Source organism: Burkholderia sp. Tr-20355, assembly GCF_017104685.1.
Lineage (GTDB): Bacteria > Pseudomonadota > Gammaproteobacteria > Burkholderiales > Burkholderiaceae > Burkholderia > Burkholderia seminalis.
The window spans coordinates 13,539-30,675 of sequence record NZ_JAAGPK010000036.1 but is presented as its reverse complement, the minus strand read 5'-3'; the positions used below and the strand labels follow the sequence as shown (position 1 = coordinate 30,675).

10 protein-coding genes are annotated in these 17,137 nt (G+C 68.9%); 7 read left to right on the top strand and 3 right to left on the bottom strand.

The window, feature by feature from the left end:
• Window positions 1–193: 193 nt before the first annotated feature.
• Window positions 194–2,224 (bottom strand): sigma-54-dependent Fis family transcriptional regulator, encoded by a 2,031-nt coding sequence (locus G3N62_RS12320; RefSeq protein WP_049035952.1) that lies wholly within the window; start codon window positions 2,222–2,224, stop codon window positions 194–196.
• Between the two features lie 317 nt (window positions 2,225–2,541).
• Here G3N62_RS12320 and G3N62_RS12315 point away from each other — a divergent pair, with 317 nt between their 5' ends.
• The gene (locus G3N62_RS12315) at window positions 2,542–3,531 is read left to right on the top strand and encodes an alpha/beta fold hydrolase (RefSeq protein WP_124669598.1); all 990 of its coding nucleotides are present in this window, start codon (window positions 2,542–2,544) and stop codon (window positions 3,529–3,531) included.
• A 59-nt stretch (window positions 3,532–3,590) separates the two neighbouring features.
• Here the strand turns inward: G3N62_RS12315 and G3N62_RS12310 are convergent, their stop codons facing one another.
• Entirely contained in the window at window positions 3,591–5,921 is a 2,331-nt protein-coding gene (locus G3N62_RS12310; protein WP_124669597.1) for a TonB-dependent receptor, read from the bottom strand.
• A 432-nt stretch (window positions 5,922–6,353) separates the two neighbouring features.
• Between G3N62_RS12310 and G3N62_RS12305 the strand changes: the two genes are divergently transcribed.
• The 6 genes from G3N62_RS12305 to G3N62_RS12280 all read left to right on the top strand — a co-directional run bounded on the left by G3N62_RS12305 (window position 6,354) and on the right by G3N62_RS12280 (window position 14,678).
• Window positions 6,354–8,075, top strand: coding sequence for a methanol/ethanol family PQQ-dependent dehydrogenase (locus G3N62_RS12305; protein WP_034186047.1), 1,722 nt, complete (start codon window positions 6,354–6,356; stop codon window positions 8,073–8,075).
• An 80-nt stretch (window positions 8,076–8,155) separates the two neighbouring features.
• Window positions 8,156–9,361 (top strand): c-type cytochrome, encoded by a 1,206-nt coding sequence (locus tag G3N62_RS12300; protein WP_049033822.1) that lies wholly within the window; start codon window positions 8,156–8,158, stop codon window positions 9,359–9,361.
• Between the two features lie 98 nt (window positions 9,362–9,459).
• Entirely contained in the window at window positions 9,460–9,774 is a 315-nt protein-coding gene (locus G3N62_RS12295; RefSeq protein ID WP_034186207.1) for a high-potential iron-sulfur protein, read from the top strand.
• On the top strand, window positions 9,758–11,632 hold the full coding sequence (locus G3N62_RS12290; RefSeq protein WP_124669596.1) for a sigma-70 family RNA polymerase sigma factor: 1,875 nt from the start codon (window positions 9,758–9,760) through the stop codon (window positions 11,630–11,632). Before G3N62_RS12295 ends, G3N62_RS12290 begins: the two co-directional genes overlap by 17 nt.
• Before the next feature lie 360 nt (window positions 11,633–11,992).
• Window positions 11,993–13,063, top strand: a complete 1,071-nt coding sequence (locus G3N62_RS12285) for a porin (protein ID WP_069246006.1) — start codon at window positions 11,993–11,995, stop codon at window positions 13,061–13,063.
• 208 nt (window positions 13,064–13,271) lie between these two features.
• Window positions 13,272–14,678 carry a methyl-accepting chemotaxis protein gene (locus G3N62_RS12280; RefSeq protein WP_124669595.1) on the top strand — a complete coding sequence of 469 codons (1,407 nt, stop codon included), beginning with the start codon at window positions 13,272–13,274 and terminating at the stop codon, window positions 14,676–14,678.
• 21 nt (window positions 14,679–14,699) lie between these two features.
• On the opposite strand, the gene pbpC is transcribed toward G3N62_RS12280, so the two are convergent.
• Window positions 14,700–17,111, bottom strand: coding sequence for a penicillin-binding protein 1C (gene pbpC / locus G3N62_RS12275; RefSeq protein WP_124669594.1), 2,412 nt, complete (start codon window positions 17,109–17,111; stop codon window positions 14,700–14,702).
• Between the last annotated feature and the right edge of the window lie 26 nt (window positions 17,112–17,137).

Genomic DNA, 17,137 nt, shown 5'->3' with positions numbered 1-17,137 from the left:
CGGCGGCAGACGGCCCTCGTCCGGGGATCGGGGCGCAATCCTTACGAATGGCCGACACGATTCGCGCGAATGCGGGCCGCCACCCCGGCGGCGCGATGTCCGCGAGTGGTGACAGGTGTTGAATCGTTGAACACCGGTGTTGCAACTTGACACACCGGCTGTGACAGGCCGCGCCCGGCGCGACGGCTGCGCGTCAGCTTTCGTCCGACGGCGGGCGCCCCGCGTCGGCTGCCGGCATCTTCCGGTAGATCGTGTTGCGCGAGACGCCGAGCGCGCGCGCCGCGGCGGACACGTTGCCGCCGTGACGAGCGAGCGCGGCGGCGATCGCGGACGCGGCGACGTCCTGCAGCCGCGCGTCGGCGGCCGGCAACGCATCCGCGATACAGGGCCCGGCGCCCGCCGCGGCGGACGAATCGGGCGCGGCCTGCACGGCCTGCGCATCGCCACGCCGCAGGTCGTCGAAGAAGTCGTCCGGCAGGTGCTCGCGGCGGATTTCGCCGTCGTCGTCGACCATGGCCGCCGCCGTACGCAGCAGGTTGCCGAGCTGGCGGAAGTTGCCAGGCCACGTGCAGCGCACGAACAGCGCCATCACGTCCGGCGCGACGGACAAGGGCGGACGCCCCGGGCCCGCGAACGCTTCGCGCTGCAGCATCTTCTGCACGACGACCGCGAGATCCGTGCGGTCGCGCAACGGCGGCAGGCGCACCACGAGGCCGTTCAACCGGTAGTAGAGATCCTCGCGGAAACGGTTCTGCGCGATCATGTCGCGCAAGTCGCGGTGCGTCGCGCAGATGATCGCGATATCCACGGCGATCGTCTTCGTCGAGCCGAGCGGGTTGACGAGGCGCTCCTGCAGCACGCGCAGCAGCCGCACCTGCAGCGGATACGGCATGTCGCCGATCTCGTCGAGAAACAGCGTGCCGCCGTTCGCCTGCAGCAGCTTGCCGATCGCCCCCTTGCGGCGCGCGCCGGTGAACGCCCCCTCCTCGTAGCCAAACAGCTCGGACTCGATCAGCGTCTCCGGAATCGACGCGCAGTTGACCGCGACGAACGGCGCGTCGCGGCGCGGCGAGTCGTTGTGGATCGCCTGCGCGAGCAGTTCCTTGCCGGTGCCGGTCTCGCCGGTGATCAGGATCGGAATGTCCTTGCCGATCACCTTGCGCACTTTCGCGATCACGCTGGCGACCTGCGCATCGCCGGTGTCGAGATAGTTGAGCCGCGACAGGCCGGCCGACGTGCCCGCCGCCGGCGCGGGCACCGCGTTCGCGCGCGCGGCCGGCGCCCCCGCATCGTGGACGTCCGTCGGCCGGCTGCCTTCGGCGAGCGTCGCGCGGCGAAAGTGCACGCGCGCGCAGACCACCGCGCCGTTGCCGAGATTGAGCATCAGGTGCCGGTCGGTGCTCGCGCGCATGCGGTCGATCAGCTGCGCGCTGGTGACGTCGAACAGCGACGACAGCGTGTGCGCGCGCAGCACGGCGAGCGGCATGCCGAGCTGGAACTGCGCGCTGCGATTGGCCGACAGGAAGCGCCCGTCGGCGGTAAACGCGACGATCCCCTCCATCAGCGTGCCGAGGAACTCGGGGCGGCCATGGAACGATACCTGCAGCGTTTCCTGAAACGTCGTCGTAAACAGGTGATTCTCGATCATCTGCACCGACATCTTCGCGAGCGCCATCGTGTGCTGGTGATAGCTGCGGTGATCGCCCGTCACGTCGAGCACGCCGATCGCATCCCCGTACGGATCGAGAATCGGCACGCTCGAACAGGTCAGGAAGCGGTTCGCGGCCAGGAAGTGCTGGTCGCCGTGGACGACCATCGGGCACAGCTCGGCCAGTGCCGTGCCGATCGCGTTGGTGCCCTGCCGGTTCTCCGCCCAGTTCGCGCCCGGGCGCAGCGCGACCTTTTCCGCGCGGCGCAGGAAATCGTCGTCGCCGATCGAGTGCAGGATCAGCCCCTCCGCATCGGTGAGCACGATCATGCTCTGCGTATTGACGATCTGTTCGTGCAGCGTCTCCATCACCGGCATCGCGTGCACGCACAGCACCCGGCTCTGCTCGCGCTTGAGCACCAGCGCCGAGGTCGACAGCACGTCGTAATCGGGCCGCGCCGATACCTGCAGGCCAAATGTCTCCGAGCGCTCATGGGCCTTCTGGATCGACGGCGCGGGCCAGCCAGCGGGATGCACGGCCCGTGACCCGGCCGCCTGCTCTACGTCATCGCGCATTGTCTCCTCCGGGGGATCCTTCCGGTCAACTGCCGGACTCTTTGCCGTCATTGCAAGCAAGCATCGGGCCACGCCGACGCCACGCAACTTCATGAAAGGACAATGTAATCAGTCGTCCGGGCACGGCCGGGCGTGTCGCGTCGCGCGACGGCCTGCCTGCGTGATACCGTGATTTCCCGCCGCGTGACTACCCGTGCGAATCCGGATCTTCGCGGCCGGCGCGCCGCTGGCTCGCTTCTCGCTTGGTCGCAGGGCAGGCCCGGCGACTGCCCGGCCGCCGACGGTTACCGTTCCTATTCCGCGCGAACCCCATCGACATGACACGCCGCCCGCTTCGCTCCACGCCATCGCCCGCCTCGCCGGCCATGCCCGTTCGTCGGCGCCTGCATCGCGACGCGCAATCGATCGCGTTCGCCGTGGCCGGCGCCCCGCAGGGCCACCCGGTCGTCGTGCTGCACGGCGGGCCCGGCAGCGGCAGCCAGGCCGGCATCCTGCGGCTGTTCGACCTCGCGCGCATGCGCGTGGTGCTCGTCGACCAGCGCGGCGCGGGCGCGTCGGGGCCGCGCGGCGGCACACGTCACAACCACACCGCGCGGCTGATCGCGGATCTCGAGGCGGTACGCGCGCAGCTCGGCATTGCACGCTGGGGCGTCGTCGGCGGATCGTGGGGCGCCGCGCTCGCGCTCGCGTATGCGGGCACGCATCCGGAGCGGGTGACCGGGGTCGTGCTGCGCGGCCTGTTCCTGACGTCGCGACGCGAAGTCCGCGGCCTCTTCGTGACGTCCCGCACACGTGCCCCGCGCGAATGGCGCCGCCTGCATGCGGCAGCCGGCGGCGGCCAGCCGGAACGCCTGCTGGCGCGCTGCGCGCAGCGGCTGCGCCGCGGCGCAAGCGCAGCCCGACAGCGCGCGGTGGCGCTCGCGTGGCACGCCTATGAAAACGCCCTCCTCGCATCGGTGCGCACGCGCCGCTCGCCCGTCCGCACGATCCGGTCGAACGAGACCGTCGGGCGGCTGATCGACAAATACCGGATCCAGGCGCACTACCTGCAACGCGATTGCTGGCTCGGCGAGCGCCGCGTGCTCGCGCTCGCGCGACGCGCCGCCCAGGCCCAGGTGCCGCTGTTCGCCGCGCACGGGATACACGATCCCGTTTGCCCGGTCCGCAACGTCGAGCGCCTCGCGCGGGCCGTACCCGAGGCGAAAATCGAACGCGTGCGGGCCGGGCATCTGGCCAGCGATCCGGCACTGGCGCGCAGCGTCGCACGCGCCGCGCATGCGATGTTCGCGACGGTGCCGCTGACCTGACGGCCCCGCGCCCGCTCGCGGCATGACGCCGCGCGACGACACGAGCGAACGCGCCGCGCTCAATCCCACGCGTAGCGCACGCCGACCCATGCGCCGCGCGGTGCGCCGGGCCCGACGAACTGCTCGTTCACCGGATTCGCGCCGTCGAAGGTGTGGTTCGGCCCGTTGAAGAAATTCTGGCCAAGTGCGCCGAAGCTCGCGTAGCGCCTGTCGAACAGGTTCGTCACGCTCGCGAACACCTCGAACCGCTTCGTGATCCGGTAACGCATGTCGAGATCGACCAGCACGTAACCTGCGATCCGGCCGTTGACGTCCTCGTTGTTCTCGTCGCCGCGCGCATACACGCCGCTGCGCCACGTTACGTTCGTACCGATGTCCCACGCGGACGTCGCCGCGTAGTCGAGCCGCAGCTTCACCGTATGCGCGGGAATGCCGGGGATGCGGTCGCGCGGCTTGACCGTCACGTTGCCGTTCGCGTCGGCCGCCGAATTCGCCGGGCTGTGTTCGGTCCACGAAGACCGGTAGGTCGCCTCGACATGGCTGTACGACAGCCCGACACCGAGCGGGCCGAACCGCGTGCGGCCGGCGAGCTCGATCCCCTGCCGCCGCGTATCGCCGACGTTGCGGAAATAGCCCTGCGCGCTGGCCGGGCTGCTGATGAACTGAATGTCGTCGCTCAGTGTCGTGCGATAGGCCGCGGCGCTCCAGGTCGTCGCCGCGCCGACGCGGCCGCGCACGCCGGCTTCGAACGTCTTCGAAATCACGGGCTTGAGCGCCGGGTCGGCGATGAAGTCGTTGGGCAGCGAACACGGCGCGGACGGGTCCGCGCACGCGAGCTCGATCGCGGTCGGCGACCGCATGCCCTCGTTGTAGGTTGCATATGCGGTGAATCCCGCGACCGGATTCCAGTTGAGCCCGACCGCCGGGTTGAAGCGCGAGAATACATGGTTGCCGTCGAGCAGCGGCTGCACGCCGCTCTCGTCGCCGATTAGCGCTTTCGACCAGTCGTAGCGGCCCGACAGCGTGAGCGTCCAGTGCGGCGTCAGCGACAGCGCATCGCTCAGGTATGCACCGACGCTCGCGTTGCGCGTCTTCGCACTGGTCTGCCGGACGAAATCGCCGATGCCGATCGCCTCGCGCGCATCGGTGAACGATGCGTCCTGCGACGACGCGACGTAGCTCGAGTTCGCGACATCGGCCGAGACGCCCGCGACCAGCCGGTTCGCCATTCCGCCGAGCTTGCCGAGCAGCGTGAGCTGCACGCTGCCGCCGTAGCTGTCGGTGACGATCGTCGATTGCACGTTGCTGCCCTGCACCGTGTCGACCGTGCCGTCGTCGTTCACCGAACCGTAATCCGTATTGTTGTTGCTGCTCGTGTTCGCGTTGCGCAGGTGCCGGTAGTATGCGTTGCCGCTCAGCTCGACGTTCTCGCCGAAAAAGCGATCGCCCGACAGCGTCAGGTAGCCGGCGCTGTTGTGGTTCCGGTCCGGATACGTATACGCCTGCTTCGGGTTGTCGACGAACGAGCGCGGGATCGTCTGGGTGCCGGACAGCGTGTTGTCCGCGCCGCCTGCGGCGATCGACAGCGTCGTGTCCGCATCGGTGTAGCGCAGCTTGCCGAACGCCTGCCGCACGCGGCTCGCGTTATGGTCCGCCCAGCCGCCGTCGTTCGCGAGGTTCGCGGTCGCATAGTAGTCGAGGTTCGGGCCGATCGTGCCGCCCTGCTCGATGCTCGCGGTCTTGCGGCCCCACGCACCGCCCGACACCTCCGCTTCGCCTCCCGGGCTCGATTTGCCGTTCTTCGTCGTGATCGCGAGCGCGCCGCCGAGCGTGTTGAGCCCGTACACCGGGTTGGAGCCCGGAATCAGCTGCACGCGGTCGATCGCCTGCACCGGCAGGATGTCCCAGTTCACGACGTCGCCGAACGGCTCGTTCACGCGCACGCCATCGACGAACACCGACAATCCCTGCGGCGTGCCGAGGAGCGGCGACGCGGTGAAGCCGCGATAGTTGACGTCCGTCTGATACGGATTGCCCTGCGCATCCGAGATCGTCACGCTCTGCAGGTTCGCGGCAAAGAAATCGGCGAGCGTCGCGCGGTGCTGGATCTCGAGTTCCGCCGCGCGCACCGTCTGCACGTTCGCCGGCACCTTCGACAGCGGCGTGCCGATCCCGAGCAGCGGCGTGGTGCCGACCACCACCACCGCAGGCAGCATGACGGCCGGCGCGGGCGGCACGATCGCGGCGGCGTCCGGCTGCTGCTGCGCGCGCACGCCGCCGGGCGGCAAGCCGAACAGCGCGAGCGCGCCGAGGGTCGAGCCAACGCATCGCGCACGCCGGCCACGTCGTGTCGCGCCGTCACACCCGGCGGCCTTTGGTCTCCTGATCATTTACGTTGTCTCCGCATTCCTATTCCGCCGGCGCGGGCGATGCACCGCGCGGCGACGAGTTGTCGCGAAGCGGGCGTGCGAGAACCGTGCCAGCGCAGCGCGGACGAGCGCAGCGTGCCGCGCCGCGCATCGCTGCGGAACGGCATGCGTGCAACCGGCGGCCCGCTGCGCCGCGGACTGCGCCACCTGTCATGTTTGGCAACACTTCGCGCGCGACGGTGTACCTGAATGCAACACCTGCGTCGACGTCATGGCACGTCTCGCCGATCGGCACATCACCCGCGATCCGCCGGTGCACCGCGCCGCACCGGCATCCCGCCGCGATGGCATGCGACTTGCGTAAAGGGCAGTGCACTCGGCCCGGACACCCCAACCGTGCCGGCGCGACGAATCGTTCGCGGCGGTGCGACCACAATGACTCAGGAGACAACCATGAAGAAACTCTCGGCTTCAGCGAGCCGGCTGGCGACAACCGTAGTCGCGGTGGCCGCCGCCATCGCACTGAACCCCGGCCTCGTCGAAGCGGCCGCGGACTACCCGGCCGTGACCTACCAGCGCCTGACCGATGCACACGGCGACCCCGGCTGGCTGACCTACTACCGCACCTACGACGGCCGCTCGCATTCGCCGCTCAAGCAGATCGACACGTCGAACGCGAAGGATCTCAAGCAGGTCTGGGCGTACAAGTTCCCCGCCGACCTGAAGCAGGGTTTCGAAGCCACGCCGATCGTCAACGGCAACTATCTGTTCGTGACGACGCCGAAGGACAACGTCTACGCGTTCGACGCGAAGACGGGCCGCCAGCTGTGGAAATACGAGCCGAAGCTCGGCGCGGCCTCGTTCAAGACCGCGTGCTGCGACGTCGTCAACCGCGGCGTCGCGCTGTACGGCAAGAACGTCTACATCGCGATGCTGAGCGGTGAAATCGCGGCGCTCGACGCGCAGACCGGCAACCTCGTGTGGAAGAAGCAGATGTTCGAACCGGGCCTCGGCTACGCGTTCTCGCTCGCGCCGCTCGCGATCGACGGCGCGATCGTCGTCGGCACGTCCGGCGGCGAATACGGCATTCGCGGCTACATCGCCGCGCTGAACCCGGAGGACGGCTCGCAGGTCTGGAAGCGCTACACGATTCCCGCCGCCGGCGAAAAGGGCGCGGAAACCTGGCCCGACGGCATGCAAAGCCACGGCGGCGGCGCCGCGTGGCTCACCGGCACGTACGACGCCGCGTCCCGCACGCTGTACTGGGGGGTCGGCAACCCCGGCCCGTGGCTCGCCGCGCTGCGCCCCGGCGACAACCTGTATTCCGACTCGCTGCTCGCGCTCGACGCGAAGAACGGCAACCTGAAGTGGCACTACCAGTACACGAACAACGACACGTGGGACTACGACGGCGTGAATGCGGCCGTCCTCGCGGACATCAAGTACAAGGGCAAGGACTACGACGCGATCATCCACGCGGACCGCAACGGCTTCTTCCACGCGATCGACCGCACGACCGGCAAGCTGATCTACGCGACGCCGTTCGTGAAGGCGTTGTCTGTCACCGGCTACACGGCCGACGGCAAACCGATCCAGGACGCATCGAAGTTCCCGAAGGCCGGCACGACGATCGAAACGTGCCCGAGCTTCCTCGGCGGCAAGAACTGGTGGTCGATCTCGTACGACCAGGAACGCAACATCGCGGTCGTGCCGGCACTGCACGCGTGCATGAGCCTGACCGGCAAGTCGGTCAGCTACATGGAAGGCCTGCCGTATCTCGGCGAAGGCTTCGAGATCAAGCCCGAACCGGGCAGCGAAGGCTACGGCGAACTCACGGCCATCGATGTGAACACCGGCAAGAAGCTGTGGAGCCACTGGTCGAAGAAGCCGTGGAACGGCGGCGTCGCGACCACGGCGAGCGGCCTCGCGTTCAGCGGCTCGCTCGACGGCCACCTGTACGCATTCGACACGGCGACCGGCAAGGTGCTGTGGGAAAGCCCGCAACTGGCGAGCGGCATCATTTCGCAACCGTCGGTGTACGAGGTCGACGGCAAGGAGTATGTCGCCGTGCTCGCCGGCTACGGCGGCGCGAACCCGATCTGGGGCGGCCCGATGGCCGACATCGCGAAGGACGTTCCGCGCGGCGGCACGCTCTACGTGTTCGCGCTCGACTGAACGCGCGCCAGCCCCGAGTCGCGCCCGCATGCGCCCGATGCGGGCGCGACGCCCCACCCGCTTCAACCGGACACACGACCATGAATACTCGTCTCACCTCCGTTACCGTCGCCAGTCTGCTCGCCGTGGGCGTGGCGCTGACACCGGCAGCCGCGTCGGCCGGCGTGCGCGTCTGCACGCTGCCCGGCAGTCCGACCACGGCGCTCGACCGCGCCGTTGCGCGCGAAGTGTTCCGCACCGCGGGCATCGCCGCGACCTTCAACAAACGCGGTGTCGACGACAATGGCGACGACGACGGCATCTCCGCCAGCGAGCTGACGAAGTCGCTCGAACGCGACTGCGACGTGATCGCCGGCTTCCCGCGTTCGGCGATCGCCGATGCGTCGGGATCGAAAATGACGTTCTCGCAGGGCTATCTGCGCTCCGGCTACGTCAGCGTGTCGCTGCGCGATGCGCACGCACCGGCCGGCACGAAGGAAACGATCGCGGCCACGTACGGCAGCCCGTCGCAGCTGATCGCCGCGCAGCAGGCGAACGCCCGCTTCGACCTCGAGAACACGAGCGAGCAAACGATCGGCGCGCTCGCCGCCGGCCGCGCGCAGCGCGCGATCGTCTGGTATCCGAGCGTCGTCGCCTACGCGCACGCCCATCCGAAACAACGGTTCCAGGTTGCGGCGACGTCGTCGCCGTATTCCGACTGGCAACTGTCGTTCGCCTTCGGGCCGGGCAAGGACGCGCTGCAGAAGCGCATCGACGCCGCGCTGTCGCAGATGAGCGGTAACGGTCGTCTCGCATCGCTCACGCGCGGCTGGACGCTTCCCGACGACATCGCGCAAGCCGCTGCCACGACCGCGCCCGGCCGGTTTCTCGACGGCGCGCTCGCGTCCGCGCAGCGGCCGGCAAGGAGCGGTTTCATCAAGGTGTCGACGGGCGAAGGCAGCGGCGTCCCGTCGTTCGACCAGACGCAGGTGCAGCACGGCAAGAAGCTGTACGCCGATGCGTGCGCGAAATGCCACGGCGACCAGCTCGAGGGCAATACCGCGCCCGCGCTGAGCGGGGAGGCGTTCGCTCCCGAGGGCAAGTCGCACATCACCGTCGGCGGCATCTTCCTGTACATGTCGAGCAACATGCCGGCCGATCGCCCCGGCAAGCTGACCGCGGAGGAATACGAGGACCTGATGGCGTTCCTGCTTTACTCGAACGGCTACGACACGTCGAAGAGCAAGCTGACCGCCGATATCGCCAACGCCTCGAAGGCGCCGCTCATCGCCGGGCCGCGCAAGTAAGCTCCCCGCCCACCTTCGCTTCGATCGACCGTCGCGCCGGGATGCACGCCCGGCGCGCGGATCGGACTTTTTTCCTTCATTTCATTCAGGACGACATCATGATCTCCCGCCATCGCCGGACCTTCTTCGTTCAGGCTGCCGGCCTGTGCGCCGCGCTCGCGGCCGGCACGCGCGCATTCGCCGCCGCACCGCCCGTCGACGAAAACGACGCGACAGCGAAGACGCTCGGCTACCGCGCAAAGGCGACGACCGTCGACGCAGGCAAGTTCCCGAAGTACCAGGCCGGCCAGACGTGTTCGAACTGCCGCTTCTACAAGGCTGCCGCGGGCGAATCCTTCGGTACGTGCCCGATGTTCGCGGGCAAGGCGGTTGCCGCCGAAGGCTGGTGCAACGTCTATGCAAAGCTCGCGTGACGCCGGGCCCGGGCGCGACGGCGCGCCGCGTCGCGGCACGGACGCCGAATACGCGGTCCGTCTGCATGCGCTGATCGCGCTGGGCATCGACCGCGGATACGTGACACGCGGCGAAATCGCCGATGCGTCGCCCGGCGACGCGGCCGACGGTCCGGATTTCGATGCAGCCGCGTCGATTCTGCGCGAGCTCGGCATCGACGTGCGCGAGCATGCGGACGCGCGTACCGCATGGACGCTCGACCGCCATTTCGCGCAAGTGTCGGAAGTCGCGGCGCCGCTCGCCGACGCATCGACGCCGCTCGCGGCCGACGACCTGCCCGCGGGCCGGACCAACGACCCGATTCGGCTCTATCTGCGGGAATTGAGCGCGACGCCGCTGCTCGAACGCGACGAAGAAATCGCGCTCGCGCTTCGCCTGGAAAACGGCCGCGCGGCATGCATCGGCGCCTTGAGCCGCGATCCGGCGGCGCTCGCCGTCATCGCGGCGATCGCGGACGACATCCGCGCCGGCAAGGTAGCGGCGTCGGCTTACGTGACGGGGCTCGTCGGTGATGCCGAGCCGTCAGCGCGTGCGCCGACGATGTTGCCGGGCGATCCGACCGTGGCATCGCCGGTTTCCGACGACGGCGCCGGTCTTGCCCTCGACAGCCCGGCGTGGCGCGATACGATCGTCGACGCGCTCGAGCGCGCCGCTGCGCCGGCATCGGCGATGCAGCACGCGTTGCATGCGAACGGTTTCGCGTCGGCCGCTTACCGGGCACTGCTGCGCGACGCAGCCGCATCGACCGGCAGAATTCGCTTCACCTCGCGCGCGATCGAACGTATCGCGCAAGCGAACGGCGCGCGCGCGACTCAGGCGCGCACGGTCGAAAAACGGCTCGCCGATACGCTGGCCGCCTCGGGCATACGGATCGAATCCGCGCGCCACGATTTGTTCACGCGATGCGACGACGTACGCGCATGGCTACACGCATGCAGCACCGCGCATCCCGGCTGCGCGGCCGCCCTCGCCCGTCATGCGCCGGCGCTGCTCGAAGCGCGCAGCGCGCTCGCTCGCCTGGCTGCCCAGTCGCCGCTACCGCTCGACATCGCGATCGCGCTCGATGGGAGGCTTTCGCGTATCGAGCGTGCGATGCAACCCGCGAGAACGAAGCTGTTCCAGAGCAATCTGCGGCTCGTCGTCTCGGTCGCCAAACGCTATGCCGATCGCGGCCTGCCCTTCTCCGATCTGATCCAGGAAGGCAATATCGGCCTGATGAAGGCAGTCGATCGCTACGATCACCGGCGCGGCTTCAAATTCTCGACGTATGCGACGTGGTGGATCCGCCAGGCGATCACGCACGCGCTCGCCGATCTCGGACGCACGATACGCGTGCCCGCGCATACGGTCGATTCGCTCAACAAGCTGTCGCGGCTCGCACGACTGCACCGGCAGCGGACCGGCGACGTCGCGGACGCACGGTCGCTCGCCACGCAGATGCGGCTGCCCGTCGACAAGGTGCGCGAACTGATGAGCATCGTGCGGGAACCGATCTCCGCCGACCTGCCGGTTTCGCCCGATCACGACCTCACGCTGGGCGACGTCACGATCGACGCGGATGCGCCGACGCCGGAAGAAGCGGCGAGCGCCGGCCAGTTGCGCACCGCGGTTGCCGCGCTGATCGACTGCCTCCCGGTACGCGAAGCGTGGATTCTTCGCCTGAGGTACGGCATCGATGTCGAAAGCGAGTATTCGCTGCGCGAGATCGGCCGGCAACTGAACCTGTCGGCCGAACGCGTTCGTCAGCTCGAGGTATCCGCGCTCGAACGCATCCGGCAATTCCGGCACGCACCGGCGCTGCGCTCGCTGATCGCCTGACGCGGCCGCGCCGGGCGACCATCATTCCGCTCGCACGAAAACTGATCAGGACTGCAACACGATCTGCTGCATTTATGAACGCTTCCTCGTGTCGCGCTACCGTCCGCGATGTCGCTGGGTCGACCAGGTGGTTCGCCACGCGCCCGGCTGTCGCGGCTTTCCCCGCCTGCACGCACCGGTCGCGCGCCTGGCATGCATGTTGCATTTTCCCGAGCGCCGTCAGGAATCACATTCGCGCCGGCAACAAGCATCGCCGTGCGTTCCCCGACGGCACGGCATGCAGGCGGCTCACATCGATTCCGTTACGGCGCTTTTAATTAGTAATACGTATTACAACACTCAAAAAAACGGAGACAGACGATGAAGAGCAGGACATGGACGATTTGCGCGGCGCTGCTCGGCGCGGCGGCAAGCACGAGCGGTTTCGCGCAGAGCAGTGTCACGCTGTACGGCGACCTCGACGCCGCCTTGCTCTATACGAGCCGATCGCTCGATTCGGCAACCGGCGGCAACGCCGGGCGCCAGTTCGCGCTGACCGACACGGGCATGACGCCGACCAACTTCGGCATCACCGGAAGCGAGGATCTCGGCGGCGGGCTGCACGCGAAGTTCAAGCTGGAGAGCGGCTTCAACGTCACGGATGGCGCGTTCGGCCATTCGAACGGCAACTTCTTCGGCCGCCAGGCGTGGGTCGGGATCGACGGCGGATTCGGCGAAACGAAGGTCGGCCTGCAGTTCTCGCCGTTCGTGCTCGCGATACTCGGATCGGACCCGCGCAACGTCTCCCACTTCGGCGCCGCACTGGTGCCGTACGTCGACAACGTGCTCGTCACGGGCCTCTTCAACCCGAACGCGATTTCGTATACGAGCCCGACGATCGCCGGGCTGACGGCCAGCGCGATGTTCGGCTTCGGCGGAAAGGCCGGCGACTTCCAGGCGGGACGCCAGTATTCCGGAAGCGTCACCTATACGAACGGCGGCTTCATGCTCAACGCGGCGCTCTACGACGGCAACGGCGGCACGTCCCCGACGCCGGTTGCGAGCACGGTCGCGTTCGTCGGCCGCACGATCGGTGCCGCCTATACGTTCGGCCCCGTGACCGGCAAGGCGTCGTTCACGAGCTACAAGGTCGCCGGCTCGTTCAGCAACAACGTGTATAGCGCCGGCCTCGACTATCGCGTCACGCCGGCCCTCGACCTGAATACCGGCGCGTGGTACACGACCGACCGCAACGATTCGCACAATCACTCGCTGCTTGCCGCGGTCGGCGCCGACTACAGCCTGTCGAAACGAACGGGCCTGTATGCGCAGGTCGGCGTCGTCAACAACCACGGCGCGATGAATACCGGCCTCGGCATCACGGGCGGCGCGTTGTACGGGTTGCCGGGCACGACGGTCGGCGTCAACGCCGGCATCCGCCACGTGTTCTGACGCAGCGCTCGCGAACGGGCGGCCGGCACGGCAACGCGGCGCAAACCCGACGCAAACGCGCCCCGCCCGGTGCCGGTCCGGTCGTCCGGCACGCCGATCTCGATGTTTACCCGACCTCAAGTCCGCGGCCGGGCGGCCGTCAAGTCAGGAACGCACGCCCAACCTCCGCCGGGAACCCGGCGCGCGTCTTTCAAGGAGACCCACCCACGTGAACTTCTTCGGAATCGGCCGCGGCCGCCGTTCGACGAGCGCGCTCGTCGGCGACATCGCCGAACAGGCCGGCAGGCTCGGCATCGAGATCTGCGACGTATCGGGCCACGTCGAGGAAGTCGCGGCCCGCGTCGCCCGGCAGGCCGAGGTATGCCATACGCTGCGCGAATCGGCCGCCCTCACGCTGCGCGGCAACCACCGGATCGCCGAGGCCGCGCAGCAGGTGCGCGACGTCAGCGCCAATGCGTCGAATGCGGTCCGGCAGTCGCAGCAGACGATCGAGGCATCGCTCACGGACATTCACGGCCTCGTCGAGGGCGTCACCACGATCGGCGACCAGATGGGCGCGCTGCGCGACGCGCTCGATCACGTGCGGGCCGTGTCCGAGGAAATCTCCGTCATCGCGCGCCAGACCCACCTGCTCGCGCTGAACGCCGCGATCGAGGCCGCGCGGGCCGGCGAGTCGGGCCGCAGCTTCGCGGTCGTCGCGGCCGAGGTCAAGAACCTGTCCGCGAAAACCGGACAGGCGACGGCTCAGATCGAGACGACCCTCGCGCGGCTCGCCGAGCAGACCGAGCGCCTGCTCGCGGAAGGCACCGACAACGCCGCGCGGGCGCATCGCGTGCGCGAGGGCACGCGCACGATCGGCGAGGTCGTGCACGCGACCGGGTACGCGATCACCGAGCTTGCCGGCGGGGCCGAACAGATCGCGTCGCTGACGGACGAGATCGAGGCGCAGTGCCACCGACTCGACGAGCAGGTAGGCGAGATGGCGTCCGGCGTCGAGAACTCGGCCGACAATTTCTCGCAGGCCAAGGACCGGCTCGGCAATCTGCTCTCCGTTTCCGAGACGCTCATCGAGCTCACCGCCGCGACCGGCATCGAATCGCCCGACACGCGCCTGATCGACACCGCGCGGAGCACGGCCGCCGCGATCGGCAAACTCTTCGAGAAAGCGGTAAGCCGCGGCGATATCGCACTCGACGCGCTGTTCGACACGCACTACGAACCGATTCCGGGCACCGACCCGCAACAGTTCATGACGCGCTTCACGGCATTCACCGATCGCGTGCTGCCGGCCGTCCAGGAGCCGGTCCTCGCCCTCGACGAACGCATCGTCTACTGCGCGAGCTTCGACCGGCAGTGCTACCTGCCGACCCACAACCGGAAGTTCTCGCTGCCGCAGCGCGCGGACGCCGCCTGGAACGCCGCGAATTGCCGGAACCGCCGGATCTACACGGACCGGACGGCGCGCATGTCGGTATCGCATGACAAGCCGTTCCTGCTGCAGACCTATCGCCGCGACATGGGCAACGGCCAGTTCGCGCTGATGAAGGACGTCTCCGCGCCGATCGTCGTCGGCGCACGGCCGTGGGGCGTCCTGCGAATCGGCTACAGCGTCTGAACCGGGGCGTGCGGGCCGCGCCTATTGCTCCAGCCCCACTCCCAGCGGCCGCTGATCGCTGCGCCCGTGATCGTCGACCACCCGCACCGTATAGCTGCCGGCCGTCCCCGGCTGCCAGAACAGCGCGTCGCCCGGCGTACTGCGGCCGACATACGCATCGTTGACGAACCAGTACAACGCATGCGCGCTCGCATCGGCCGTCGCGTTGAACGCGATGCGCGTCTCCCCGGTGCGCGTCACCCGCATCGCATACGTACTGCCGCGCAGCGGCGACGTGATCCGCGGCGGGTCGCCCTCCACCTGCCCCGCATCGCGGCAGTCCGCATTCTGCGGCGGCCGCCTGCGTGGAATACCGGCCTGCGCGAACACCTGCTGCAGGTCCGACGGCCAGAACTCGAAGATCTCCGTATGCGTGCGCTTGCCGTCGTACGGCGGACACGCGGCCTTCCCCGTCGCATCGTCGATCACGACGGGCCGGTGCACGTTGCTCACGCGAATCGGCGACGTGCCCGGAATGAACCACGTCCAGCCCTGTTGCGGACACCATTCGTTCGGCAGATCGCCGCTCGCGAGACAGATCCGCACGCGCTTCAGCCGCGGCGGCATCGCGCGCGGCGGCTCGGCGAGCGGGCGCTCGGCGTTCATCGCATCGACGACCTGGAAGAACAGCGGCGCGGCCGCATCGACGCCGACGAAGGCCGTATTGGCCGAATTGTCGAAATTGCCGACCCACACGACCAGCACGTACGGGCCGAACACGCCGGCCGTCCACGCATCGCGGAACGACCATGACGTGCCGGTCTTCCAGTACACGGGCACGCTCGACGGCTGCGCGCCGCTCGTCTCGTCGGGGCGCAGGTGCTGGCGCAGCATGTCCATCGTCATGTAGCTCGCGTCGGCGCTCAGCAGGCGCCGGGCGGGCCGCGCCGGCTCGTCCGCGCGCAATCGCAGCGGCCGGAACTCGCCGCGATTCGCGAGCATCGCGTACAGCGCCGCGAGATCCTGCATCGTCACTTCGCCGCCGCCGAGCACGAGCGCGAGCCCGTAGTGCTGCGCGCTCGCGAGGCGGCGCACGCCGGCTTCCTGCAGGAACCGGTACAGATCCGGCGACTTGAGCTGCGACGCGACCCATACGGCCGGCACGTTGCGGCTGCGGTTCAGTGCGTCGGTCGCGGTGATCGGCCCGAGGAAATGGCCGTCGAAATTCTCCGGCGCGTACGGGCCGAACGACGTCGGCACGTCGCGCAGCACCGTCTGCGGATGCAGCACGCCCTGGTCGAAGCCGAGCGCATAGATGAACGGCTTGAGCGTCGAGCCCGGCGAGCGCCGCGCGAGCGTGCCGTTCACCTGCCCGTCGATCGTGCGATCGAAGAAGTTCGCGGAGCCGACCAGCGCCTTCACGCCCATGTCGCGCGTATCGACGAGGATCGCCGCCGCGTTGCGCACGCCGCGCGTGTCGTTGCGCGCGACATAGCGTGCAACCTGTCGTTCGAGCGTGCGCTGCAGGTCGAGATCGAGCGTCGTCACGAGCCGCGCGCCGGCCTCGCTGTCGTCCGCCGCATCGCCCGACGTCGTGCGCCACGCGCCGCGCGCGGCGAGCGCCTGGTCGACCGCATGCGGCGCGTCGAACGGCAGCGCGGAGAGCGGCCGCATCGCGAGCGGCAACGCGAACAGCGGCTTCAGCGCTGCATCGCCGGGATGCGTCGTCAGCCAGCGCGCAAACAGCCGGTTGCGCGACGCGGCCAGCGCGCGGTTGATCTCGTCCTGCCCGCCGCGCACGCGCCGCGCCGGGTCCTGCGGAATCACCGCAAGCGCGAGCGCTTCGGGCAACGTCAGCGCATCGGGCATTCGGTCGAAATAGACGACGCTCGCGGTGCCCGCGCCTTCGACGTTGCGCCCGTATGGCGCGTCGTTCAGATAGGCTTCGAGGATCTGCCGCTTCGAATAGAACAGCTCGAGCTGCAGCGCACGCGCGACCTGCGCGAGCTTGCCGGCCGGCGTGCGCGTGTTCAGCTTCCACAGCGAGCGTGCGAGCTGCATCGTCAGCGTCGACCCGCCCTGCGGATTGCCGCCGCGCACGTACGTGATCCACGCGCCGCGCGCGAGCCCGTACGGGTTGAAACCCGGATGCCACCAGAACCAGCGGTCCTCGTGCAGCATCACGGCTTCGACGAGCTGCGGCGACATCCGGTCGAGCGGCACCCATAGCCGGTAGCGCTCGTCCTTCGCGAGCGTCAGGCGCAGCAACCGGCCCTGCGCGTCCGTCACCGCGACCGACGACGGCTTCCAGTCGCGCAGCGGCGGATGCGGCCACAGCCGGCACGCAACCAGCGCGCCGACCACGAGCAGCACGCCCACGAGCCAGTTCTGCCAGCGGTGCAGCCAGCGGCCGGCACCGTGCAGCGCGCGCCGGACGGCAGAGGCTTCAGCCACGCGCGAGCACTCCCCGCTTTCGACGT